17 protein-coding genes are annotated in these 22,084 nt (G+C 74.2%); 7 read left to right on the top strand and 10 right to left on the bottom strand.

Annotated elements, in window-relative coordinates; translation table 11 throughout:
- Positions 1-59 precede the first annotated feature (59 nt).
- Positions 60-572 (top strand): GNAT family N-acetyltransferase, encoded by a 513-nt coding sequence (locus ACN265_RS01225; protein WP_204924691.1) that lies wholly within the window; start codon positions 60-62, stop codon positions 570-572.
- Between the two features lie 177 nt (positions 573-749).
- On the opposite strand, the gene ACN265_RS01230 is transcribed toward ACN265_RS01225, so the two are convergent.
- The 7 genes from ACN265_RS01230 to ACN265_RS01260 all read right to left on the bottom strand — a co-directional run bounded on the left by ACN265_RS01230 (position 750) and on the right by ACN265_RS01260 (position 9,527).
- Positions 750-3,026 carry an AAA family ATPase gene (locus ACN265_RS01230; RefSeq protein ID WP_421405773.1) on the bottom strand — a complete coding sequence of 759 codons (2,277 nt, stop codon included), beginning with the start codon at positions 3,024-3,026 and terminating at the stop codon, positions 750-752.
- 111 nt (positions 3,027-3,137) lie between these two features.
- A complete protein-coding gene (locus ACN265_RS01235; RefSeq protein WP_421405774.1) occupies positions 3,138-3,809 on the bottom strand; it encodes a hypothetical protein in 672 nt (223 codons plus the stop codon).
- Positions 3,810-3,851: 42 nt separating this feature from the next.
- A complete protein-coding gene (locus ACN265_RS01240; RefSeq protein ID WP_363650644.1) occupies positions 3,852-4,607 on the bottom strand; it encodes an ATP/GTP-binding protein in 756 nt (251 codons plus the stop codon).
- Positions 4,585-5,058, bottom strand: a complete 474-nt coding sequence (locus ACN265_RS01245) for a DUF742 domain-containing protein (RefSeq protein ID WP_204924695.1) — start codon at positions 5,056-5,058, stop codon at positions 4,585-4,587. The genes ACN265_RS01240 and ACN265_RS01245 overlap by 23 nt, the downstream gene beginning before the upstream one ends.
- Positions 5,055-5,525 (bottom strand): roadblock/LC7 domain-containing protein, encoded by a 471-nt coding sequence (locus tag ACN265_RS01250; RefSeq protein WP_067305308.1) that lies wholly within the window; start codon positions 5,523-5,525, stop codon positions 5,055-5,057. Before ACN265_RS01250 ends, ACN265_RS01245 begins: the two co-directional genes overlap by 4 nt.
- Positions 5,522-8,359 carry a nitrate- and nitrite sensing domain-containing protein gene (locus tag ACN265_RS01255; RefSeq protein WP_421405775.1) on the bottom strand — a complete coding sequence of 946 codons (2,838 nt, stop codon included), beginning with the start codon at positions 8,357-8,359 and terminating at the stop codon, positions 5,522-5,524. The genes ACN265_RS01250 and ACN265_RS01255 overlap by 4 nt, the downstream gene beginning before the upstream one ends.
- Entirely contained in the window at positions 8,346-9,527 is a 1,182-nt protein-coding gene (locus ACN265_RS01260; RefSeq protein ID WP_420115839.1) for a hypothetical protein, read from the bottom strand. Before ACN265_RS01260 ends, ACN265_RS01255 begins: the two co-directional genes overlap by 14 nt.
- A 369-nt stretch (positions 9,528-9,896) precedes the next feature.
- Between ACN265_RS01260 and ACN265_RS01265 the strand changes: the two genes are divergently transcribed.
- Together ACN265_RS01265 and ACN265_RS01270 are read left to right on the top strand one after the other, a co-directional pair.
- Positions 9,897-12,863 carry an alpha/beta fold hydrolase gene (locus ACN265_RS01265; RefSeq protein ID WP_421405777.1) on the top strand — a complete coding sequence of 989 codons (2,967 nt, stop codon included), beginning with the start codon at positions 9,897-9,899 and terminating at the stop codon, positions 12,861-12,863.
- Positions 12,863-13,837 (top strand): ABC transporter permease, encoded by a 975-nt coding sequence (locus tag ACN265_RS01270; RefSeq protein ID WP_420115841.1) that lies wholly within the window; start codon positions 12,863-12,865, stop codon positions 13,835-13,837. The genes ACN265_RS01265 and ACN265_RS01270 overlap by 1 nt, the downstream gene beginning before the upstream one ends.
- Positions 13,838-13,979: 142 nt before the next feature.
- On the opposite strand, the gene ACN265_RS01275 is transcribed toward ACN265_RS01270, so the two are convergent.
- Entirely contained in the window at positions 13,980-15,152 is a 1,173-nt protein-coding gene (locus tag ACN265_RS01275; protein WP_421405778.1) for a sensor histidine kinase, read from the bottom strand.
- Entirely contained in the window at positions 15,149-15,805 is a 657-nt protein-coding gene (locus ACN265_RS01280; RefSeq protein ID WP_088643197.1) for a response regulator transcription factor, read from the bottom strand. The genes ACN265_RS01275 and ACN265_RS01280 overlap by 4 nt, the downstream gene beginning before the upstream one ends.
- A gap of 124 nt (positions 15,806-15,929) precedes the next feature.
- On the opposite strand from ACN265_RS01280, the gene ACN265_RS01285 reads away from it, so the two are divergent.
- The 4 genes from ACN265_RS01285 to ACN265_RS01300 all read left to right on the top strand — a co-directional run bounded on the left by ACN265_RS01285 (position 15,930) and on the right by ACN265_RS01300 (position 19,570).
- Entirely contained in the window at positions 15,930-16,472 is a 543-nt protein-coding gene (locus tag ACN265_RS01285; protein ID WP_204924701.1) for a hypothetical protein, read from the top strand.
- Entirely contained in the window at positions 16,469-17,602 is a 1,134-nt protein-coding gene (locus ACN265_RS01290) for a peptidoglycan-binding protein (RefSeq protein WP_420115843.1), read from the top strand. The genes ACN265_RS01285 and ACN265_RS01290 overlap by 4 nt, the downstream gene beginning before the upstream one ends.
- Before the next feature lie 28 nt (positions 17,603-17,630).
- A complete protein-coding gene (locus ACN265_RS01295) occupies positions 17,631-18,317 on the top strand; it encodes an ABC transporter ATP-binding protein (RefSeq protein ID WP_363792820.1) in 687 nt (228 codons plus the stop codon).
- A gap of 77 nt (positions 18,318-18,394) precedes the next feature.
- Positions 18,395-19,570, top strand: a complete 1,176-nt coding sequence (locus ACN265_RS01300; protein WP_204924996.1) for an ABC transporter permease — start codon at positions 18,395-18,397, stop codon at positions 19,568-19,570.
- A 167-nt stretch (positions 19,571-19,737) separates the two neighbouring features.
- Here the strand turns inward: ACN265_RS01300 and ACN265_RS01305 are convergent, their stop codons facing one another.
- On the bottom strand, positions 19,738-21,495 hold the full coding sequence (locus tag ACN265_RS01305; protein ID WP_421405779.1) for a hypothetical protein: 1,758 nt from the start codon (positions 21,493-21,495) through the stop codon (positions 19,738-19,740).
- Between the last annotated feature and the right edge of the window lie 589 nt (positions 21,496-22,084).

Consider the following 22,084-nt stretch of genomic DNA (forward strand, 5'->3'; position numbering starts at 1 on the left):
CCGCCAGTCACCGGCCAAAAGGGTGGACGATGGCCGGCGCGGGCGGCAGACTGCGGCACGTGGCAGGTACGGTACGGCTGGAGCCGGTGGACGAGGCGAACCTGGAATCGTTGCTCTCCGTAGCGGCGGCCGAGGCGGAGCCGAGTGACGTCATGCCCCCGGTCGACGCCCCCGCCGGCTGGTCGCTCGCCCGCCGGGAGGCGTTCCGTGACTTCCACCGGGCCAGCTTCGGCGGGCTGGACGGCCCGACCCGCACCCTGATGTTCGCCGTGTGTGCCGGCGGCGAGGTGGTCGGCATGATCCGGATGACCCGCTGCGACGCCCCGGGGGTGGTGGAAACCGGGATGTGGCTCGGCCGGTCGGCCCGGGGCCAGGGCCTCGGCGCGGCGGCCCTGCGGCAACTGCTCAACGCCGCGGCGGCGGCCGGCATGCACTCCGTCGTCGCTGATACCACCCCGGACAACCTGGGGGCCGTCGCGGTGCTGCGCAACTGCGGCGCCAAGCTCCGTGAAGACGACCACAAGGTGTACGCGGAGATCTCGCTCGACGCGACGCCCCCCGCCGACGGCTGACCCCCTCGTCGGCCACCGCGCGGGCGGCGTGTCGCCGACGGTCGAGATGCCCGCAGCGAGTGATATGACTACCTGTCATATTTATGCCGCTCAGGCATACCGCTCACCGCTACATCCACCCGCCCCGACGACACGCCCGGACCGGCCGACGCAGCACCCACGGCTGCACCAGCAGGCTCAGCCCGTGTGCTTGTCGGCGTAGGCGGCCAGCCAGGCGACCTGCCCGGGGTCCAGGGAGGGGCGCACGCGGTCCCTGGCGGTGGCGACGTGCGCGGCGGTGACCGTGGCGGCCGACAGCGACTCCCGCATCGCGGCCAGCGCCGCCTCCCGCACCAGCGCCGCACAGTCCGCCGCCGAGAAGCCGGTCAACTCCTCGCCGAGCGCCGCCAGGTCGACGTCCTCGGCGAGCGGCACGGCGCGGGACGCGGCCCGCAGGATCTCCGCCCGGGCCGGGCCGTCCGGCGGCGGCACGTACACCAGCCGTTCCAGCCGGCCGGGACGCAGCAGGGCCGGGTCGACCAGGTCCGGCCGGTTGGTCGCCCCGATCACCACCACGTTGCGCAGCGCCTCCACCCCGTCCAGCTCGGTCAGCAGGGCGGCCACCACCCGGTCGGTCGTACCGCCGTCGGTGGCCTGTCCGCGTACCGGGGCCAGCGCGTCCATCTCGTCGAGGAAGACCAGCGTCGGTGCGGCCTCGCGGGCCCGGCGGAACAGCTCCCGCACGGCCCGCTCGCTCTCACCCACCCACTTGGACAGCAGCTCGGCACCCTTCACCGACAGCACGTTCGCCCGTCCGGTCCCGGCCAGGGCGGTCACCAGGTAGGTCTTGCCGCACCCGGGCGGCCCGTAGAGCAGCACCCCCCGGGGCGGCTGCACCCCCAGCCGGGCGAAGGTGTCCGGGTAGGTCAGCGGCCAGAGCACCGACTCGGTGAGGGTCTGCTTCACCTCGCCGAGGCCGCCGACGTCGTCCAGGGTGACCGTCGCCAGCTCCAGCGTGGACGCCGCCATGGTGGTCGGCCGGACCACCTCCAGCGCCGCCGTGAAGTCGGCCATCGCCACCGTCGGCGTCTGCGCCGTCTTCTGCCGCAGCGCCGCCCGCACCCCGGCCTCGCGGACCAGCGCGGCCAGGTCGGCGGCGACGAACCCGGGGGTACGCCCCGCCACCTCGTCGAGCCGGACGTCCTCGGCCAGCGGCACCTGCCGGGTCAGCACGGTCAACTGTTCCCGACGCAACGCCGGGTCGGGCAGCGGCACCGAGATCCGCAGCGACAGCAGATCCGGCGCGCGCAACCCCGGATCGACCGACTCGGGGCGCGAGGTGGTGCACACCACCGCCGTACCCGACCGGACGGCACCGGCGAGCACCTGCCGGAACACGGTGGCCAGCGGCCCGGCGTCCTCGGCCGGGGCCAGCGCCTCCACGTCGGTGACCAGCAGCACGGCCGGCCCGCCCGAGGCCAGCTCGGCGACGGTGTCGCGTAGCCGTCGGGCCGCCGCGTCGTTGGTCAACGCGGCGAGTTCCGGCGCCCACAGCGGGCGTACCCGGGCGCCGACCGTCTTGGCCACCGCCCGCACCAGCGCCGACTTGCCCGAGCCGGCCGGCCCGCTGAGCAGCACACCGAGCGAGACCGTGGTACCCAGCCGCCCCAGCACCTCGCGGTGGTGGAAGCCGAGGTCAAGCAGCTCGGTCAGCTCCTCGGCCTGCGCCCGCAGACCGGGCAGCTCGTCCACGTGCGGCACGTCGTCGTGCTCGGCCCCGCCGGCCTCCCCGGCCCCGCCGGCCTCCCCGGTCGGGCCCGTCGGGCTGCCGGCCGGAGCCGTCCCGGTACGGCCGGTCGAGCCCTGCCCGGGGCCGGTCGGGCCGGACGAACCGTGGGTGACCTGGCCGTGTTCCCAACCGACCACGGTGTCCATGGTGACCAGGCCACCGGTCTGCGGGTCGGCGGCGACCACGGTCAGCAGGGTGCTCGTCCAGGCGTACCCGACGGTGTTGGCGAGGCTGCGGCGGGCGGCCTCGACCAGACCGCGTACCGAGGCGTCGGGGAGCACGTCCTGGGGGAGCAGCGAGACGTTGTCGCCCTCGCTGACGACCTTGCCGAGCAGAGCGAGCCGGAGCATCTCCGGGGACACCGCGGCGAGCACCGACACCGGACCGGCCAGGGTCACCCGGCGGGCCGGGGTCACCGGGGCGGGACCGACCGTCACCTGCCCGCCGTCGCGCAGCCCGAGATTGCCCAACGTCAGGTCGTCGGCATAGAGCAGGGCGGCGCTGGCGGTCGGCTCGGCGGGCGCGACGATCCCGGCGGTGACCCGCCTGCCGGCCAGCCGTACCGGGTCCCCCGGGCGCAGGGCCAGGGCGGTGAGCACCTCCGGGTGCAGCCGGACGATGCCACGTCGGGCGTCCAGCGCGGCCGGGCGCAGGCTGGCGGTCAGGGTCAGATCCGGTGCGGGCATCGCCCGACAGTAGCCGCCCGCCGCCGCCGACGCCCGGCGGTCATCCGGTACGACCGCCCAGGCCAGCCGCCCGGTCGGCCCGGAAGCGGGGTGCCGCGCCCGGTCGTACCGTCAGGTGTCGTTGTCGAGCAGCGTCGGGTCCCGCCGGATCAACTCGGCGAGCCGGGCCGCCGGATCGACCCCCGGCATCTCCCGGGCCGGGGTCCACGCCGGTGGCGTCCGGTCGGCCAGCGGCCAGGCCGGCGGCGGGGTGGCCGACGGGTCGACACCCGCCCGCGCCACGACGTCGGACCGCTCGTTGCGTACCCCGTTCTCCGGTCGCTCGGTGCGTGCCCCGACGCCCGGCCGCTCGTTGCGGGCCACGGGTTGCGCCTGCTCGATCCGCAGCGGATACGTACGTCCGGCGTACTCGACGCGCAGCACCACGGTCAGGCCGGGGCGGGCGGCCACCACCCGGCGGACGGCCTCGGCCACCTCCTCCACCGGGTCGCCGTCGGGGTCGGGCGCCGGCCCGGCCCACCCGGGCCCGGTCCGGGCCAGTTCGCCAGCCGCCGGCGTGGCGGGTCCCGGCCCGGGGCGCGCCGGCCCGGTGGCGGCCGGCGCCGGGCCGGCCGGTTGCGTCGCTGCCGGCCCGGGGTGGGCCGGGGCGGTGGGCGGGTGGCCGGTGGCCCCGAAGGCCAGGGTCGGTCCGCCGTCGTCGGTCTCCGGATCGGCCGACCGGCGGCGACGGGCCTCCTCACGGCGGGCCAACCGGGCGAGTGTCTCGTCCAGACCACCCCTCATCACGTCCCCCTCTCCGATGGAAACGACCGGGCGTCGGCTCGGTCAGGCGCCCTTCTCCCGTACCGCCCGGTCCAGCGCCCGGTCCAGGACGACCAGCAGGGCGTCCCGTACCGACAGCCGTTCCCGGGCGTCGAACTGCACCAGCGGCACGTGGTCACCGATCGCCAGCGCCCACCGGATCGCCCCCAGCTCGTGGGTCAGCCGGCCGTCGAAGGTGTTCACCCCGACCACGAAGGGCAGGCCGGCCCGCTCGAAGAAGTCGACCGCCGGGTAGCAGTCGTCCAGCCGGGAGCTGTCCACCACCACCAACGCGCCGAGCGCGCCCCGCGCCAGGTCGTCCCACATGAAACCGAACCGGTCCTGGCCGGGCGTGCCGAACAGGTAGAGCTTCAGGCTCCGGTCGATGGTCACGCAGCCGAAGTCCATCGCCACCGTGGTGGTGGTCTTCCCGCTGCGGGCCCCCGGGTCGTCCACCCCGATCCCGGCGCTGGTCATCTCGGCCTCGGTGGTCAGCGGGGCGATCTCGGAGATGGCACCGACCGTGGTCGTCTTGCCCACCCCGAAACCTCCGGCGATGAGCAGCTTGACCGGGATCGGCGGAGCGGCCGGCGGGCCGCTGCGGGTGTCCGTCGTCGGTGTCGCCGACGCCGCCGGTGGTCGGTACGGCAGTGGTGCGCCCGGGTGCTGGGGTGCCGTCGGAGGGCCGCCCACGGGCTGTCCGTAGCGGGCGGAGGCACTGTTCGCGGCGAGCCCGCCGAGCGGGGCGACCGGCCATTCAGGAGATCGCACGGAGTCCATCAATCACTCGCAGGATGAGGTCGGGGTCAAATGCGTCGTCGACGGCGCCGACGTGCACGTCGAGATGGCCGGCGGCCCGCAGGTCACCGACCAGCACCCGGGTCACGCCGAGCTGCAGCCGCATCCGGGCGGAGATCTCCGCCACCGAGATCGGCTCACCACACAGGGCGACGATCGCCTGCAACTCGGGGGCCAGCAGGGCCGCCACGGCGGCGGCCCGGCCCGGCCCGGTCCGGGCGGTGACCTGGGTCTCCAGCCCGATCGCCGGGTCCGCGCCGGCCACCCGCCCGGCGGTCAGCACGAACGGGCGGGGGCTGGCCGGGCGGCCGGCCTCCGGCTCGGGGACGGGCGCGGGCGTCGGTGTCGTATCGCCCGCCGGGGTCCGCAGGTAGGGGCGGACCCGGACCATGGGTTCGGGTTCCGGTTCCTCGCCAGCGGCGTCCCGGGTCATTGCTGAACGGCGTTCTTCAGCTCGGCGATGAGTCTCGGTGTCAGCGCGCCGCCGGCCCGGCCGGCGAAGAGGGTCATCTCGTACGCGACGGTGCCCAGGTTGGCCGACCGGTCGGCGATCACGCCCAGCACGGAACCGCTGCTGATCGCCGTGATCAGCAGGTAGCCGTCGGCCATGTCCACGATCACCCGGTTGAGCCCGCCGAGGGCGTACCAGCTGGCGGCACCCCCGGCCAGGCTGGTCATGCCGGAGACGACGGCGGCGAGGCGTTCCGCGTTGGACCGGTCCTTGATGGACGACATGGCCATCAGCAGCCCGTCGGAGGAGACCGCGATGGCCTCCAGGACGCCGGCGGTGCTGGAGGTGAACGAGTCCAACAGCCAGTTGAACGTGCGCGCCTCCGGGCTGAGGTCCCCGGCCGGGTGGTTCTGGTAGTCGACGTTCTCGTGTACGTGCGGGCTGGTCACCGTGTCGTTCCTTCTTCAGTGCGGTGGTCGGTGCGGACTTCGCGCAGAGCGCGGGCGACGCCCGTCTCGAACGCGTTGATGAGATCGCGGACCTCGCCCGGATCTCCCGGATTCTCACTCGGTGCCTGCCGGGGCGGTGAGACGGTCAGGTTGGCGCCCGGGATCCGCCGGGTCAGCCGGGGCACCGCCGGTGCGGCGGAGGGTTGGGCCGCGGAGGGTTGGGCGGCGGTGGGTTGGTTGGCAGCGGGTCGGGTGGCAGCGGGTCGGGTGGCGACGGACGCGGCGGCCGGCCCGGCCTGTTCGGCCCGGTGCACCCCGGACTGGAACTGCTCGACCAGGGCCCGCGCGGCCTCCGGGTCGGCCCGGCTGCCGTCCACCGGCCCGACGACCGGTGCGGTACGGGGCAGGCTCGCGCCGGGGACCCGCTGCCGGATGCCCGGCAGCGGGGCCGGTCGGTCCGTCGTGGGCGGCGTGGTCTGCCCCACGGTGGGGAGCAGAACGGCCTGCGGGACCGCCGGGTGGGGCGCGTCGGCCACCGGGGCCACCGTGGCGGTGCCCCGGGCCGGCAGCACCGTCGTGGCACCGGCCGGGTCGCCGCCGGTGGGATAGGCCAGGTCCGGTTCGGTGCCGGGGGTACGGGCCGGCTCCTGGTCGGCCGGCGCGGTGCTGAACGCGTCCCAGGGGCCGGTGGCCGCCATGCTCATGGTCGCCTTGCTGAGCAGCGTGGGGTCGAACCCGGGCAGCGCCGTGGCGTCGACCGTCGGCCGGGCCGACGCCGCGTCGACCGTGGGCCGGGCGGGACCGGCGTCGAGCACGACCGGCGTGCGGCCGGTCCGCAGGGGGACGTCGGTGCCGGGCCCGGTGTTCGGGCCGGTCGGTCCGGGTCGTTCCCGCGTCGGCAGTCCGGCCGGCGGGGTCGTCACGGGGCGCTCCCGCGACGGCAGCGCGACCCGGCTGACGGGTTCCCCGCCACGCCCGGTCGCGGGGCGGGCCAGGGCGGAGCCGGGGAGCACCAGGCTGGCGGTCACCCCGCCGCCCGGGGTGGCGGCGAGTTCCACCGTCCAGCCGTGCCGGCGGGCGAGCCGACCCACCACGAACAGTCCCAGCACCTCGGAGGGGGCCAGGTCCAGCCGCTCCCGGCGGGTGAACCGGGCGTTCTCCTCGGCGAACCGTTGCTCGCTCATCCCGATGCCCTGGTCGATGACGGCCAGCCGGGCGCCGTCGTCGGTCGTCTCGGCGGTGACCACGACCCGGGTGTGCGGCGGGGAGAACACGGTGGCGTTCTCCATCAACTCGGCCAGCGTCAGCACCAGGTCACCGACGATCGCCGGTGCGGCGACCACCTCCGGCGGGACCTGCACGTCCACCCGGGTGTAGTCCTCGATCTCACCGAGGGCCAGCCGGACCACGTCGGCGACCGGGACCGGTGCGACGTGCGCGTCGTCGCCGGTCGCGCCGGAGAGCACCACCAGGCTGCCCGCGTTGCGGCGCAACCGGCTGGAGATGTGGTCGAGCCGGTACAGGTGCTCCAGCCGCCCCGGCTCGGTCTCCTGCTGCTCCAGCCGGTCGATCAGGGCGATCTGCCGGCCGACCAGGTTCTGGGTACGCCGCCCGACGTGGCCGAACATCTGGGCCACGTTGCGTCGGCTCGCCACCTGCCGTTCCACCAGCCGGGCGGCGGTGTTCTGCACCCGTTCGAAGGCGCGGGCCAGGTCGCCGATCTCGTCCCGGGCACCCACGTCGACCGGGTCGAGGCGTACCGGTGAGGTGGTCTCGGACTCGTCGTCGGCGACCCGGACCAGTTCGGACTCGGCGACCCGGGCGACCCGGTCGGCGGAGCGGGTGAGCCGGGTGAGCGGTCGGGCCACCGCCCGGCCGACCGCCATGGTGAGCAGGATGACCGCGATCAGGATGGTCACGATCAGCAGGGTCACCCAGTACGCCCCGGCGAGCGCCACCTGCCGGTCGGCGCGTACCTCGGCGGTGACGTCGGCGGCCAGCTTCTTCTCGACGAACTGGCCGAGCGTGATCATCGAGCCGACGGTGGGGAAGAGGGTCGCCACGTCCAGCGCGCCGATGGCGGTGGCCGGGTCGACGGCGCTCTGGTCGATGAAGTTCGGCCCGGTGCGGTTGGCGACCGCGACCTCCTCCAGGGTGAGCAGGTCGAGCTGCTCGGGGGTGACCAGGGCCTGGAGCCGGGCGCTCTCGTCTTCGAGGACGGCGAAGTTCGCCACGTAGGCGGTGACGGTCTGGGCGTTGGGCCGGGCGGCGACCAGCACGATCAGGGTGGCGCCGGCGCTGAGGCTCTCGCCGGTGCGCAGCAGGCCGTCCAGGGCCAGCACCTGTCGTCCGGCCGGGGTACGGGTGTCCGCGTTGAGCCGTAACCGCAGCGAGTCGATCAGGGCGGTGTTCACCGGCCCGTACCCGGCCATGAGCTGGTCCGGGCCGGTCTGCCCGGCGACCGCCGCCGTCCGCAGGGCGGCGAGCTGGCGTACCCCGTCGAGGGCGGTGTCGACCTCGCCGGGCAGGTCGTCGCCGAGGTCGGAGCGCAGGTCGGCGACCCGGTCGTCCACCTCGGCGATCTTCTGCACGAGGTCGGTGCGCTGCACCTGCCCGAGTAGCAGGCCGACGGCGAGCAGGCGTTCCTGCTGGAGGTGTTGCAGGATCGTGCCGACCCGGCTGGCGATCCGGACCCGGTCGGCGATGTCGCCGGCCCGCTGGGCCGCGGAGGCCCGCTCCCAGACCACCGGCACCGTGAGCCCGGCCATGCAGAGCAGCGGGACCACCACCAGCAGGGCCAGCTTGCCCCGGATTCGCAGCCTACCGAGCAGCATCGAAGGGCCTCCACCGGTCGGGTTCGGTGCCGCGGCCGGCCGGCTGGAGTACCGGCCCGGTGGGCAGGCGGCCGGGCGGCGTCGGCGGCTCCCACGGGGCGGGTCCGCCCGCGTCGGCCGGCTCGACCGCCGGGGTGCCCCGGCCCGTCGGGCGCTCACCGCGACGGGTCAGCCAACCGCTCGCGCCGAGCGCCACCAGCAGCAGCCCGGCCACGCCACCGGCGGCGAGGATCAGCAGGGCGTCGCGGTCGAGCTGGTCGATGCGCTGCCGTAGCAGCCGGTCGAGTTCGTCGAGGAGGACCGGCTGCAGCTCCCGGCTGGCGGTCTGCGCCTGGTTGCGGGCGGCGGCCAGTTTCGCCACGTCCAGCTCCTGGGCCCGGCCCCGGGGCTGGGACAGCGCCCCCAGTGCCTCGACGGCCCGCTGGTAGTTGTCGAACGGGGTGAGCACCCCGGCACCGATGTCGGCGCTCTCCGAGGTGTCGACCACCGTCTGGAGGTCGTTGACCAGGTCACCGGCCGGTTGCAGGGCGGCGAACCGGAGGGTGGCCAGCTCACCCACGGTGCGGGCCTGGTCGGCGGCGGGGCGTCGCTGCGCCAGCACGGCCAGGTCGATGAGGCGTCCGGCGGCGACCGTCGCCTCCGGCATCTCCTCGCCGACGCCGTCCTGCAGGAAGTACGAGTCGGAGCCGGGGTCGCGGATCAGGCCGGAGGTTTCGCGGATCTTGCCGTGCAGTGCCAGCAGCAGGTCGGTGACCTCGCCGTACGCGGTGAAGGCGGTTTCCGGGTCGGTGAGCGACCGGCTGGGCAGGCCCTCCAGTTTCGCGCGCAGGCCGGCCCACCGTTCGGTGCTGCGCAGTTCGCCGCCGACCCGGGTGTCGACCGCCGCGGCCTCCTCCACCGCCCGGTCCAGGGCGTCGCGGGGCACCGGCCGGCCGGCGACGGCGGCGGTCTGCGCGTCGACCAGCGCCTCGGTGACCGGGCCGAGGGCGCGCAGGTACTCGACGCCGAGCCGTTCCCGTTCGGCCAGTTCGCGGTCGGTGTCCACGAGCCGGTAGCCCTGTACGACGAGGAACGCCACCGGCAGCAGCAGCGCGGTGGCGAGTAGCAGCGGCAACAGGCGGCCCGGTGTCCTGGGCCGTCGACGGACCCGCGAGGCGGGAACGGTCATGGTTGTCTCCTCCGGCGGCGGCGCAGGGGTCGGGGATGGCGTGACAATTCGGTCCCGTGCGTCGGACCGAGAACCTAATCGACGGGCGATCCCTGGCCGGAGGTCTACGCGGGTCAGTTTTGCGTCACTTCGAGTGATGTGACGCAAGATTGACCCGCTCGTGACGCTGCGTACTGTTGTCACGGTGACATGCTCGTTTCCATAGCGATATAGCGCCTTACGCGTGAATTCACGTAATCCGAATTCGTTCTGCGTGAACGCCGGGTGACCTTGTGCGGTTTCCGCTGTTCGACCGACGATCGGCTGCCCAGGACGGACGTACGGCGGATCTCAGCCAACGCTCAGCTTCCGGGCCGTACCGTGAGCCGAATGAAATCGCCGTTGTCGGCCGCACGGGTCCGTCGTGCCCTGCCCACCGGTCGTCGCGCGGTCGCCGCGTCGGTGGTCGTCGTCCTGCTGGCGGCGGTCGTCGGCTGGGCGGTCTGGCCGGACCGGCCGGATTTCCGCACCGAGTCGACCATGCTCACCGTGCGCTCCGGGCCGGCCGGCGACGAGCCCGTCGACCTGGACACCACCTTCTACCTGCCGAAGGGCGCGTCGGCCGGCCGGAAGGTCCCGGCCGTGCTGCTGGCGCACGGCTTCGGCGGTACGAAGGACTCCGTCCGCACCGACGCCGAGGACCTGGTGGGCCAGGGCTACGCGGTGCTGACCTGGACCGCGCGGGGCTTCGGCCGCAGCGGCGGGCAGATCCACCTGGACAGCCCCGACTACGAGGTGCGCGACGCCCAACGGCTGCTGGACTGGCTGGCTGCCCGCCCCGACGTGCGTACCGACGCCGCCGGTGACCCCCGGGTCGGCGTGGTCGGCGGCTCGTACGGCGGCGGCCTGGCCCTGCTGCTGGCCGCCCAGGACCCCCGGGTCGACGCGATCGTCCCCATGATCACCTGGAACGACCTGTCCCGCGCCTTCCTGCCGGAGAGCACCGGCAAGCCGGCCACCGAGGGCGTGTTCAAGAAGGGCTGGGCCGGCATCTTCTTCGGCGGCGGCGGCAGTGCCGGTTCCGGCCCGGCCGGGCTGTCCGGCAACACCGCCGCAGTCCAGCCGGAGGGCGCTCCCGCGTCGGCCGGTGCACCCAGCCCGCAGCCGGGCAACGGGCCGGGCAGCCGGTCGCCGCGCGTGCCGGGGGCCGCCGCCGACCCGTCCTGCGGCCGGTTCGCCGCCGACGTCTGCGCCGCGTACCTGCGGATCGCCACCACCGGGCGGGCCGACCAGGCGGCGGTGGACCTGCTCCGGCGCTCCTCCCCGGCCGACGTGCTGGGCCGGATCAAGGCCCCGGCCCTGCTGGTGCAGGGCGAGGCGGACACCCTCTTCCCGCTCACCGAGGCGGACGCCAACGCGCGTGGCATCGCCGCCGCCGGCACCCCCGTGCGGGTGGCCTGGTTCACCGGCGGCCACGACGGCGGCACCGGCCCGACCAGCGACTCCGACCGGGTGAAGTACCTGACCGTGCAGTGGCTCGACCACTACGTCAAGGGCACCGGCGCGGCCCCCGGCGACGACTTCACGTTCTCCCGGATCGCCGGCTTCGACGCCCTCGACCGGGGCCTCGTCGCCACCGGTTACCGCACCGCCGACTATCCCGGGGTGACCGGGGACGCCCGGCGCGAGGTGCCGGTCACCGGGCCGGCCCAACCGGTCGCCAACCCGCCCAACGGCAACCCGGCGGCGATCTCGGCGATCCCGTTCGCCGGGTCGCTCGGCTCCCTGCTCGACGGGGTCGCCGGCGACGTGCCCGGCCAGCACGCCCGGTTCGAGTCGACGCCGCTGGCCGAGGCGGTGGACGTGGTGGGCGCACCCACCGTCACCGTCCGGGCCGCGTCGGCGACCGGCGAGGCGGTGCTGTTCGCCAAGCTCTACGACGTCGACCCGGCCGGCGCGGCGACGCTGCCCGACGGACTGGTCGCCCCGATCCGGTTGACCGGGCTGCCGGCCACCATCGACGCCGCGCAGCCGGTCCAGGTGACCCTGCCGGCGATCGTCCGCCGGGTCGAGGCCGGGCACCGGCTGCGGGTGGTGCTGGCCACCGCCGACCAGGCGTACACCACGCCGGCCGCGCCGGCCGTCTACACGGTGGCGGTCGACGGGGCGGTGAGCCTGCCGACGGTCACCGCCACGCCGATCCCGACCACCGCCACGGTGTGGCGCTGGGTGCTGGTCGCCCTGCTGGCCGCGATCCTGGTGGGGCTCGTCGTGGTCGTCGCCGTGGTCCGCCGCCGGCACCGCCGCCAGGACGACTCCGTCCATCCCGAGTACGCGGGCATCCCGCTCGCCGTCCGCGACCTGCGCAAGGAGTACGCGGACGGCTTCGTCGCGGTGTCCCGGGTGGACTTCGAGGTGCATCCCGGCCAGGTGATGGGCCTGCTCGGCCCGAACGGCGCGGGCAAGACCACCACCCTGCGGGTGCTGATGGGGCTGACCCAGCCGACCGCCGGGGAGATCTACGTCTTCGGGCACCGGCTGGTGCCCGGCTCACCGGTGCTGTCGCGGATCGGCGCGCTGGTGGAGGGGCCCGGTTTCCTGCCGCACCTGTCCGGCCTGGACAACCTGAGGGCGTACTGGCGGGCGACCGGGCGGCCGTGGGCCGACGCGCACTTCGACGAGGCGTTGGAGATCGCCGGGCTGGGCGACTCGGTGCACCGGCGGACCAAGAACTACAGCCACGGCATGCGGCAGCGACTGGCCATCGCGCAGGCCATGCTGGGCCTGCCGGAGCTGCTGGTGCTCGACGAGCCGACCGACGGGCTGGACCCGCCGCAGATCGCCGAGATGCGCCGGGTGCTCCAGCGGTACGCCACCGACGGCCGGGCGGTGCTGGTCTCCAGTCACCTGCTGGCCGAGGTGGAGCAGACCTGCACGCACGCGGTGGTGGTGAACAAGGGCCGGATCGTCGCCGCAGGCCCGGTCGAGGAGATCGTCGGCGAGTCGCCGAGCACCCTGTTCGAGGTGACCGACCAGGCCGCCGCGCGGGAGGTGCTGAGCCGCCTCGGCGGGGTCCGCGTGCTCGGCGCCGACGACGGCGGGGACGTCCCGCCGAGCGCGGGTGCGGTGGCCGGCAGCGGTGCTGCGGCCGGCGGTGCCGGTGCCGGTGCCGGTGCCGGTGCGTCCGGCGGTGCCGGTGGGCTGGTGGTGGACACGAACGGGACCGCCCGCAGCGAGGTGGTGGCCGAGCTGGTCCGGGCCGGGATCGGGGTGGACCGGGTGGTGCCACGGCGTCGCCTGGAGGACGCGTTCCTCGCCCTGGTGGGCGAGAACTCTCGGGGAAGCGGTGACCGGTGATGGCAGGTTCTTCGGTGGGCTCACCGTCGGGCGCTGGCCCGAACGGCGGTGCGGTTCCGTCCGGTGCGGCGTCGGGGGGTGCGGCGTCGGGCGGCGGTGCGCGGAGCGGCGGGTTCGGGCCGGGTGGGGCGGCGGCCGGGTACCGGCCGGGGGCGACCCTGCCGTTCGGGGCGGAGTTCCGCAGGCAGGCGTCGCGGCGGCGTACCCAGTTGGCGCTGGGGTTCATGGTGCTGCTGCCGTTGATCATCCTGGTGGCGTTCCAGTTCGAGTCCGGGGACGACGACGGCGGGGGCCGGGGCGAGTTCGCCAGCCTCGCCGACCTGGCCACCTCGGGCGGGCTCAACTTCACCCTCTTCTCGATCCTGGTGTCGGCGTCGTTCCTGCTGGTCGTGGTGGTGGCGCTGTTCTGCGGCGACACGGTGGCCAGCGAGGCGAGCTGGGGCAGCCTGCGCTACCTGTTGGCGGTGCCGGTGCCCCGGGCCCGGCTGCTGACCGTGAAGTTGCTGGTGGCGCTGGCGTACTCGGGGCTGGCCCTGCTGTTGCTGGCCGGCACGGCCCTGCTCGCCGGCACTCTGCGCTACGGCTGGTCGCCGCTGACCAGCCAGGTCGCCGCCGAGCTGACCCCGACCGAGGGGCTGGTCCGGCTGCTGGCGGTGCTCGGCTACCTGGCGGTCGTGCTGCTGGTGGTGGCCGGGCTGGCGTTCCTGCTGTCGGTGGTGACGGACGCCGCGCTGGGCGCGGTCGGTGGCGCGGTGCTGCTGTGGATCCTGTCCAGCATCCTGGACCAGATCACCGCGCTGGGGGTGCTGCGGGACTTCCTGCCGACCCACTACAGCAGCGCCTGGCTGGGCCTGCTGTCCACTCCGATGCAGACCGACGACGTGGTCCGGGGCGCGATCTCGGCGGTCAGCTACGCCACCCTGTTCTGGGGCCTGGCCTTCTGGCGCTTCACCCGCAAGGACGTCACGAGCTGACCCGACCCGTCGGGCGGGCCGCCCTGCCCGGCCCGTCGGGTGGATAGCCGTCGCAACGGGGCCGATGTTGCGCCATCCCTGCCCTCGGATACCGCAACATCGGCCCCGTTGGGGTCGATCACGACCGGGGCCGCGGGCCGGGTCAGGAGGGGCTGGGGAGGGAGACGGTGACCACGAGGCCGCCGTCGGGGCGGGGGACGGCCCGCACCGTCCCGCCGTGTGCGCGCGCCACCGCCCGGACGATGGACAGCCCCAGGCCGAAGCCCCGCTGACCGGCGACCCGCTCCCGGTTGAGCCGGCGGAACGGCAGGAACATCGTCTCGATCTCGTACCCGGGCACCACCGGCCCGCTGTTGCTGACGGTCAGGGTGGCCCGACCGTCGACCACCGCCGTGGCGACCGAGAGCCAACCGTCGACGTCGACGTTGTGCCGGACGGCGTTCTCCACCAGGTTCTGGGTGAGCCGTTCCAGCAGCACCGGGTCGCCGGCCGTACGCGCCGGGGCCAGTTCGCGGGTGACGGCGAGCGCGCTCGACCGGGCGGTCTGCTCCGCGACGTGCCCGGCGATCTCGGCGAGATCCACCTCGGCGTGTTCGGCCAGGGCATTCTCCGAGTCGGCGAGGGTGAGCAGCCCGTCGATCAGCCGTTCGTGGCGTTCGTTGACGGCCAACAGGGTCTCCCCGAGCTGCCGCAGCTCGGGTGGGGAGTCCGGCCGGGTGATCGCCAGCTCCACCAGGGACCGGTTGATCGCCAGCGGGGTACGCAGTTCGTGCGAGGCGTTGGCGACGAAGCGCCGCTGACCGTCGAAGGACCGGTCGAGGCGTTCGAGCATCAGGTCGAACGTGTCGGCCAGCTCCTTCACCTCGTCGGTCGGCCCGACCAGGGCGATCCGCTCGTGCAGCCCCCGGCCGGCCCCGTCGGCACCGGCGATCCGGCGGGCGGTGCCGGTGATCTGCTGCAACGGCTGCAACGCCCGGCCGGCGACCAGCCAGCCGAAGGCGACCGCGGCGATGGTCACCACAGCCAGCGCCACCCCGCCCTGGGTGAGCAGCGAGTCCAGGGCGTCGCGGCGGGCGTCGTCCTGCACCTGCCGGACGATGGTGCGCAGGTGTTCGGCCTGGTTGGCGCTGATCTGGGTGCCCTGCGGCAGCGAGATCGACTCCTTGCCGCCGCTGCCGCGCAGGTTGAATCCGAGACCGTGGGCGAGCCGCTGGTCGACGAGCACGTACGTCACGGCGAGCAGCACCGTGCCGGCGAGCAGGAACAGGCCGCCGTAGATGAGGGTGAGCCTGGCCCGGATCGTCGGTTTCCTCATCGGATCTGGTATCCCACCCCGGGCACGGTCTCGATGACCGGTGGGTCGCCGAGCTTGCGACGCAGCTTCATCACGGTGACCCGCAGCACGTTGGTCATCGGGTCGATGTGCTCGTCCCAGGCGCGTTCCAGCAGGTCCTCGGCGGAGACCACCGCGCCGTCGGCGCGCAGCAGCTCGGCCAGCACGCCGAACTCCTTACGGGACAGCGGCACGAAGTGCCCGTCCCGGGTGACCTCCAGCCGGGACGGGTCCAGGACGATCCCGGCCCGGCTCAGCTTCGGCGGGGCGGCCGGGCGGGTGCGGCGGGTCAACGCGTGCACCCGGGCGCTCAACTCGACGAACGCGAACGGCTTGGTGAGGTAGTCGTCGGCGCCGATGGCCAGGCCGGCGACCCGTTCCCGCACGGCGGCGGCAGCGGTCAGCATCAGCACCCGGGTGTCCCGTTCGGCACGGACCAGCGCCCGGCACACGTCGTCGCCGTGCACGACGGGCAGGTCCCGGTCGAGTACGACCACGTCGTACCCGTTGACGCCGATCCGTTCCAGGGCGGCGTCGCCGTCGTAGGCGACGTCGACCGCGAACGACTCCCGGCGGAGCCATTCGGCGATCGCGTCCGCGAGCAGCTTCTCGTCCTCGCACACCAGTACGCGCACCGTTCCATCCTCGCCTACGCCCGGATAACCACCGCGTTAACGCCACCGCTTATGCCCTGGATACCGCCTCAGGAGTTGAGTTATCCGTAATGCCGGCTCTCTGCCGGCCGAAGGGAGACCGACGATGCGACGAAATCCACTGCGCCTGCTGCTGGCCCTGCCCGTGCTGGCGGCCCTGGCCCTGAGCGGCTGCCAGGGCGGGGGCGACGACGACCCCGGGGTGGCCACCGCAGGTGGCGGCGGCGCGGAGCCCTCGGTGTCCGCCGCCGGGCTGAGCGACGAGCAGCGCCAGCTCAAGTTCACCACGTGCCTGCGGGAACAGGGACTCGACGTACCGGACCCGCAGCCGGGGGAGAAGGGCCCCCGGTTCGACTCGGGGGCGGACATCGACCTGGGCAAGGTGCAGGCGGCGCTCCAGGAGTGCCGCGAGTACGCCCCCAACGGGGGGCAACCCCGGCAGCTCGACGCCGAACAGACCGAGCAGGTCCGCAAGCTGGCCGGCTGCATGCGGGAGAACGGCGTGCCGGACTTCCCGGACCCGTCCGCCGACGGGCGCATCCAGCCCGGCAAGGCCAACATCGACCTGAAGGACCCGAAGGTGCGGGCCGCGTTCGACAAGTGCCGGGAGATCATGCCCAACCTCGGTGAACGCCGGAGGACGTCATGAGCACCACCGCCCGCCCCGCCGAGTCGACCGCCACCGCACCCGACGAGCCACCGGCCCGGCGGCGACGCCCACGCGTGGGGGTCCTGCTCGGTGCGGTGGCCCTGCTCGTCGTGGCGGTGGCGGTCGTCGCGGTCACCTCCGCAGCCGACGGCCGGGCCGACCGGTCCGCCGCCGTCGACCGGCCGCCGGCGACCGCCACCGTGACCCGGCAGACCCTGGTCGACCGGGAGACCAAGAACGGCGAGCTGGGGTACGGCACCCCGCGTGCCCGGGAGAGCCGGCTGGCCGGGACGGTCACCTGGCTCGCCGAGGGTGGCGCGACGGTCAAGCGGGGCAAGGCGCTCTACCGGATCGACGACGAGCCGGTGGTGCTGCTCTACGGCAGCCTGCCCGCGTACCGGATGCTGCGTTCCGGGGTCAGCGGCACCGACGTCAAGCAGTTCGAGCAGAACCTCGCCGCGCTCGGGCACACCGGCTTCGACGTCGACGAGGACTTCACCTCGGCGACCGCCGACGCGGTCCGCGACTGGCAGGAGGACCTGGGCCTGCCGGAGACCGGTCAGGTCGAACCGGCGCGGATCGTCTACGCCCCCGGCGAGGTGCGGGTGGAGAGCCACGCCGTGGAGGTGGGTGACACCGTCGGCGCGGGCAAGGCGGTGCTGTCGACGACCGGCACGGCCCGGCTGGTCACCTGCACCCTGGACGTCGAGGACCAGCGGCTGGCCCGCAAGGGCGCGGAGGTGACCATCACCCTGCCGGACGGCACCCGCAGCACGGGCCGGGTCGACACGGTCGAGACCGTGGTGCAGACGTCGGCGGCGTCCGGCAAGGACCCGGAGACCGAAACCAAGATCGAGGTCACCGTCACCGGGGACGACCCCAAGGTGCTGGCCGGCTACGACAAGGCGGCGGTGGATCTGGGCCTGATCGCCTCGGAACGTGCCGACGTGCTCTCCGTACCGGTCGCGGCGCTGCTCACCCTCGCCGAGGGCGGTTACGGGCTGCAGGTCGTGGAGGAGACCGGCACCCGGATCGTCGCGGTGCGCACCGGCCTGTTCGCGGACGGCCGGGTGGAGGTCTCCGGTGAGGGGGTCACCGCGGGGCTGACCGTGGGGATGCCCGGTGACTGAGCCGGCCCGGGTCGCCGGCCCCGACCACGTGGTCGAGCTGCGCGACGTCACGAAACGGTACGGCGACACGGTCGCCGCCCTCGGCGGGGTGTCGATGACCGTCGACCGGGGTGCCCTGGTGGCCATCGTCGGCCCGTCCGGGTCGGGGAAGTCCACCATGCTCAACGTGATCGGCACGCTGGACCGGCCCAGCTCGGGCGCGGTCCGCATCGACGGGTACGACGCCGCCCGGCTGTCCGACCGGGAGTTGTCCGCGCTGCGGGCCAGCCGGATCGGGTTCGTGTTCCAGCAGTTCCACCTGGCTGCCGGCGTACCCCTGGTGGAGAACGTGGCGGACGGCCTGCTCTATGCCGGGGTGCCCCGGCGGGAGCGGCGGCGGCGGGCGGAGGCGGCGCTGCGACGGGTCGGCCTGGGGCACCGGCTGGACCACCGGCCGCACCAGCTCTCCGGCGGTGAACGGCAGCGGGCGGCGATCGCGCGGGCGGTGGTCGGTGAGCCACCGCTGCTGCTGGCCGACGAGCCGACCGGCAACCTCGACTCCAGCTCCGGCGCGGGGGTGATGGAGCTGCTGCACGAACTGCACGCGGCCGGCACCACCGTCGTGGTCATCACCCACGACCGGGAGATCGCGGCGAGCCTGCCCCGGCAGGTGCAGATGCGCGACGGGCTGATCGTGGCGGACTCCGCCGCGCCGACCGAAGGGGTGCTCCGATGACCACGACCCCACTGCGGCCACCCGGCGCGCGGCGTCGGGGTGACGCCGGGCGACCGGAGCGGCTGCGACCGGCCCGGATGAGTCCACGGGACGTGCTGCGGGTCGGCGGCGTGGGGCTGCGCACCCGGCCACTGCGGGCGTTCCTGTCCGCCCTGGGCATCGCCATCGGCATCGCGGCGATGATCAGCGTGGTTGGCATCTCGTCGTCGTCCCGGGCCGACCTGGACCGGACGCTCGCCGCCCTCGGCACCAACCTGCTCACCGTCGCGCCGGGCAGCACCCTGTTCGGCGCGGACGCCCAGTTGCCGGTCGAGGCGGTCGGCATGATCAGCCGGATCGGCCCGGTACGCCAGGTGTCGGCCACCGCGCAACTGCCGGACACCCCGGTCTACCGGTCGGACCGGATTCCGGCGGCGGAGACCGGTGGCCTGGGCACCCAGGCGGTGGAGCTGGACCTGCTCGACACCGTCGGCGGTTCGCTGGCCAGCGGGACCTGGCTCAACGAGGCCACCGCGCGGTATCCGGCCACGGTGCTCGGGTCGGTCGCCGCGCAGCGGCTCGGCCTCGGCGCGGCCGGGCCGGACATCCAGGTGTACGTCGACGGGCGGTGGTTCACGGTGATCGGCATCCTGCGGCCGGTCCCGCTCGCCCCGGAACTCGACTCGTCGGCGCTGGTCGGCTGGTCGGCCGCGACCACCTACCTCGGCCTGGACGGCCACCCCACCCGGATCTACACCCGCTCGGTCGAGCAGCACGTCGAGGCCGTCCGGGCGGTGCTGGCGGCGACGGCCAACCCGGAGCAGTCCAACGAGATCCAGGTCTCCCGGCCGTCGGACGCGCTCGCCGCCCAGCAGGCCACCGACGAGGCGTTCACCGGTCTGCTGCTCGGGCTGGGCGCGGTGGCGTTGCTGGTCGGCGGGGTGGGGGTGGCCAACACCATGGTCATCTCGGTGATCGAGCGGCGGGCGGAGATCGGGTTGCGGCGGTCGCTGGGTGCCACCCGGGGGCAGATCCGGACCCAGTTCCTCGCCGAGTCGCTGCTCCTGTCCGCCCTCGGCGGCGTCGGCGGGGTGCTGATCGGTGGTCTGGTCACCGCCGGCTACGCCAGCTCGCAGGGGTGGCCGACGGTGGTGCCGCTCTGGGTGGTGGCCGGCGGCATCGGGGCGACCATCGCCATCGGCGCTCTGGCCGGGCTCTACCCGGCGATCCGGGCCAGTCGGCTCTCGCCCACCGAGGCGCTCGCCGCCCCGTGACCGCCCGCCGCCCGCCGGCCCGTGACCGCCGTCCCGGCGTCGTCCGGTCGGCGACGTGCCCCCGGCCCGCGCGTCACACCCCTCTCCGGGTGTGACGCGCGGGCCGGGGTGGCCCGCCGGCCGGTGGGGACCGTTCCGGCCGGCGGGCCACGGTCAACCGGCCGGGGTCACCGGCGGCTGACCCGGATCAGCTCCCAGCCACCCTTGGGGACGCCGGGCGTCGGGTCGGTACGCAGGTTCATCGGGTTCGCCATCCCGACGTAGAGCGTGGAGCCGTCCACGATCATCGTGCGTACCCCCTGGTTGAGCGGGTTGCCGAAGCCTCCGGTGTCGACCGCGCGGGCGGGTCGGTCCGGCGCGTCGAACGCCCAGAGGTCGGAGCCGAAGGTGGGCGGGGTGGTGGCACCGGTCGCCGGGGGCGTCGGCAGTTGACCCTCCAGCGAGATGTAGGCGAAGTCCATGGTGCCGATGTAGAGCCGGCCGCCGGCCACCGCCATCTTCCAGGCGTACAGGTTGAACGGGTCGCCGAAGCCGGAACCGCCGTAGACCGGGGTCACGCCGGTGGGTGCCGGCGCCCAGGCGCCCACGCCGTTGTTCGCGGTCGGGTCGAAGGCCGGCAGGGTGGACTCGCCGTAGAGCGTCTCGATCCGTTCGTGGGCACCGCCGAGGTTCTGGCCCCGGAAGACCGCGAACGCCCGCTGGGTGTTCTGCACGGTGGCCTGGAGCTGCGCCTGGCTACGCGGCGGGTACACCGAGACGTGCAGGGCGGTCGCCTGCAGCGGCACGTGCATGGTGCCCCAGTAGAGCCGGCCGCCGAAGGAGGCGAGCCCACCGAGGGCGTACGCCCGGCGGACCACCGGGTCCGGCTCGTACTCGGCGGCCGACCAGACCTGCGTCCAGTTCCCGGCGTCCTCCGGGTTGAGACCGGGTGCGCCGACGGCGAGCAGCGGGCTCATCCAGATGCTGGCCAGGTCGTTGGGGTCGTCGGCCGGGGGCGGTGCCAGCGGGGTGCCGCTGTCGGCGGGGGCCACCGTGGTGACCGGGGACGGGGCGAGCGAGCCCTCGACGATCGCCTTGGGCCAGGTGGAGACGTAGAGCCGGCCCTGGTGTTCGGTGAGGTCGGCGACCTGGGTGGGCAGGTCGGCGACCTCGGTGAAGGTGAACGGGGTGGTGCGGTCACCGGTCCAGCGCAGCACCTTGCCCGCCTCGCCGCCGTTGACGCCCACGCCGACCCCGGCGTAGAGCGCACCGCCGGCGACCACCCAGTGCCTGATGTTCTCGTACGCGGAGAGGTTGGTCGAGCCGAGGTACCGGCCGGTGACGCCGTCGAAGGCGAACACGTTCACCCCGCCGATCACGCTGGGCCCGGCGAGCAGCACGACCCCCTGGTGGGCGGCGGCGCTGCGCAGCCCGGCGGTGGTGTTCAACAGGTTGGCGTCCGCCGGAGAGGCCGACGTGATGTCGGCGGTGCGCTCGGTGAGCCGTTCGGTGGCCAGGTCGTAGGTGTAGACCTCGGGGGTGCGGTGGTCGCCGAGGTTGGCCGGCCAGGCCGGGTTGGCCCGGGCCGGCTGGCTCTGGTCGAACTCGCAGACGTAGTCGTCGTTGAGGATCGGCTCGCGGACCTGGTAGCCCTCGGGCTTGAGGCAGAGCACGTTGGCTCCGGTGCCGAACCAGAGCCGGCGGCCGACCTGGGCGAGCCCCCAGACGTACGACTGGTTGACCTTGGGTTGGCCCTCGGCGCAGGGCGGTCCGGGGGGATAGTCGACCCCGACCCCGGCGAAACACTCGTCGGCGGCGGCCTTGGCGAGCAGCCGTATCGATTCGGGCGGGGTGTCGGCGCTGGCCGGGGTGGCGAGAAGAGGTAGCAGAATCAGGGTGCCGAATGTGGCGAGCAGTCGTGACGGCAGGAGCGGTCGACGTCGCACGGTGGTCCTTTCCGTGAATGCCGGTCGAGGTGGCGTCAGCCGGGACGGAGAGCAGGTAGACCACTCTCGACCAGGGAGAATGGAGGGTCGACGTTGCGCACGGAATGGCAGCACCGGTTGCCTGGGTAACCTCGTCCGGTGGATGTGCGAAATTGCCGGCACGAGAATCACGGGCCGGTCGGGTGCGGTGCGGGTGACTGATGAATCCGGGGGTGGGTTCGCAGTTCCGGGCGTAACGTGGTGACGAGGTTAACGTATTACGGTGGCCGTTACCGCGATGCGGGTTGTTAAGGATTATTGAACTGCCCGGGAGGCCGGTCGGCGCGGCGGGCGGCTGTCCGGAAGCGACGTCGGGTGCCTCGACGCGGGTGCCGGGTGAATTGCTGATGGGTCCGGCTTTCGGGGTCTCCCGGGAATACCGTGCCAACCGGTTGCTGTCGTCCGAAGCCGGCGCGCGGGCCACGGCGGTCGGTCGGGGGTGCCGGCTGCCGCCGGGGCGGGTGGTGGGTCTGCATGCCTGCCGGCGTGCTCAGTGGACTCGCACGTGGCACGGCGGTGGTGCGGTGACACCGGCCGGGGTGGCGGTCGG

Origin of the sequence: Micromonospora sp. WMMD730 (genome assembly GCF_049178955.1) — a bacterium.
Classification (GTDB): domain Bacteria; phylum Actinomycetota; class Actinomycetes; order Mycobacteriales; family Micromonosporaceae; genus Micromonospora; species Micromonospora wenchangensis.

Bases quoted from the DNA above. Each gene is read 5' to 3' on its own strand.
- ACN265_RS01235 (WP_421405774.1), bottom strand. From the start codon at position 3,809: ATGAGGGGTGGTCTGGACGAGACACTCGCCCGGTTGGCCCGCCGTGAG.
- ACN265_RS01260 (WP_420115839.1), bottom strand. From the start codon at position 9,527: ATGACCGTTCCCGCCTCGCGGGTCCGTCGACGGCCCAGGACACCGGGC.
- ACN265_RS01290 (WP_420115843.1), top strand. From the start codon at position 16,469: ATGAGCACCACCGCCCGCCCCGCCGAGTCGACCGCCACCGCACCCGAC.
- ACN265_RS01240 (WP_363650644.1), bottom strand. From the start codon at position 4,607: ATGGACTCCGTGCGATCTCCTGAATGGCCGGTCGCCCCGCTCGGCGGG.
- ACN265_RS01265 (WP_421405777.1), top strand. From the start codon at position 9,897: ATGAAATCGCCGTTGTCGGCCGCACGGGTCCGTCGTGCCCTGCCCACC.
- ACN265_RS01245 (WP_204924695.1), bottom strand. From the start codon at position 5,058: ATGACCCGGGACGCCGCTGGCGAGGAACCGGAACCCGAACCCATGGTC.
- ACN265_RS01255 (WP_421405775.1), bottom strand. From the start codon at position 8,359: ATGCTGCTCGGTAGGCTGCGAATCCGGGGCAAGCTGGCCCTGCTGGTG.
- ACN265_RS01270 (WP_420115841.1), top strand. From the start codon at position 12,863: ATGGCAGGTTCTTCGGTGGGCTCACCGTCGGGCGCTGGCCCGAACGGC.
- ACN265_RS01285 (WP_204924701.1), top strand. From the start codon at position 15,930: ATGCGACGAAATCCACTGCGCCTGCTGCTGGCCCTGCCCGTGCTGGCG.
- ACN265_RS01230 (WP_421405773.1), bottom strand. From the start codon at position 3,026: ATGCCCGCACCGGATCTGACCCTGACCGCCAGCCTGCGCCCGGCCGCG.
- ACN265_RS01275 (WP_421405778.1), bottom strand. From the start codon at position 15,152: ATGAGGAAACCGACGATCCGGGCCAGGCTCACCCTCATCTACGGCGGC.
- ACN265_RS01300 (WP_204924996.1), top strand. From the start codon at position 18,395: ATGAGTCCACGGGACGTGCTGCGGGTCGGCGGCGTGGGGCTGCGCACC.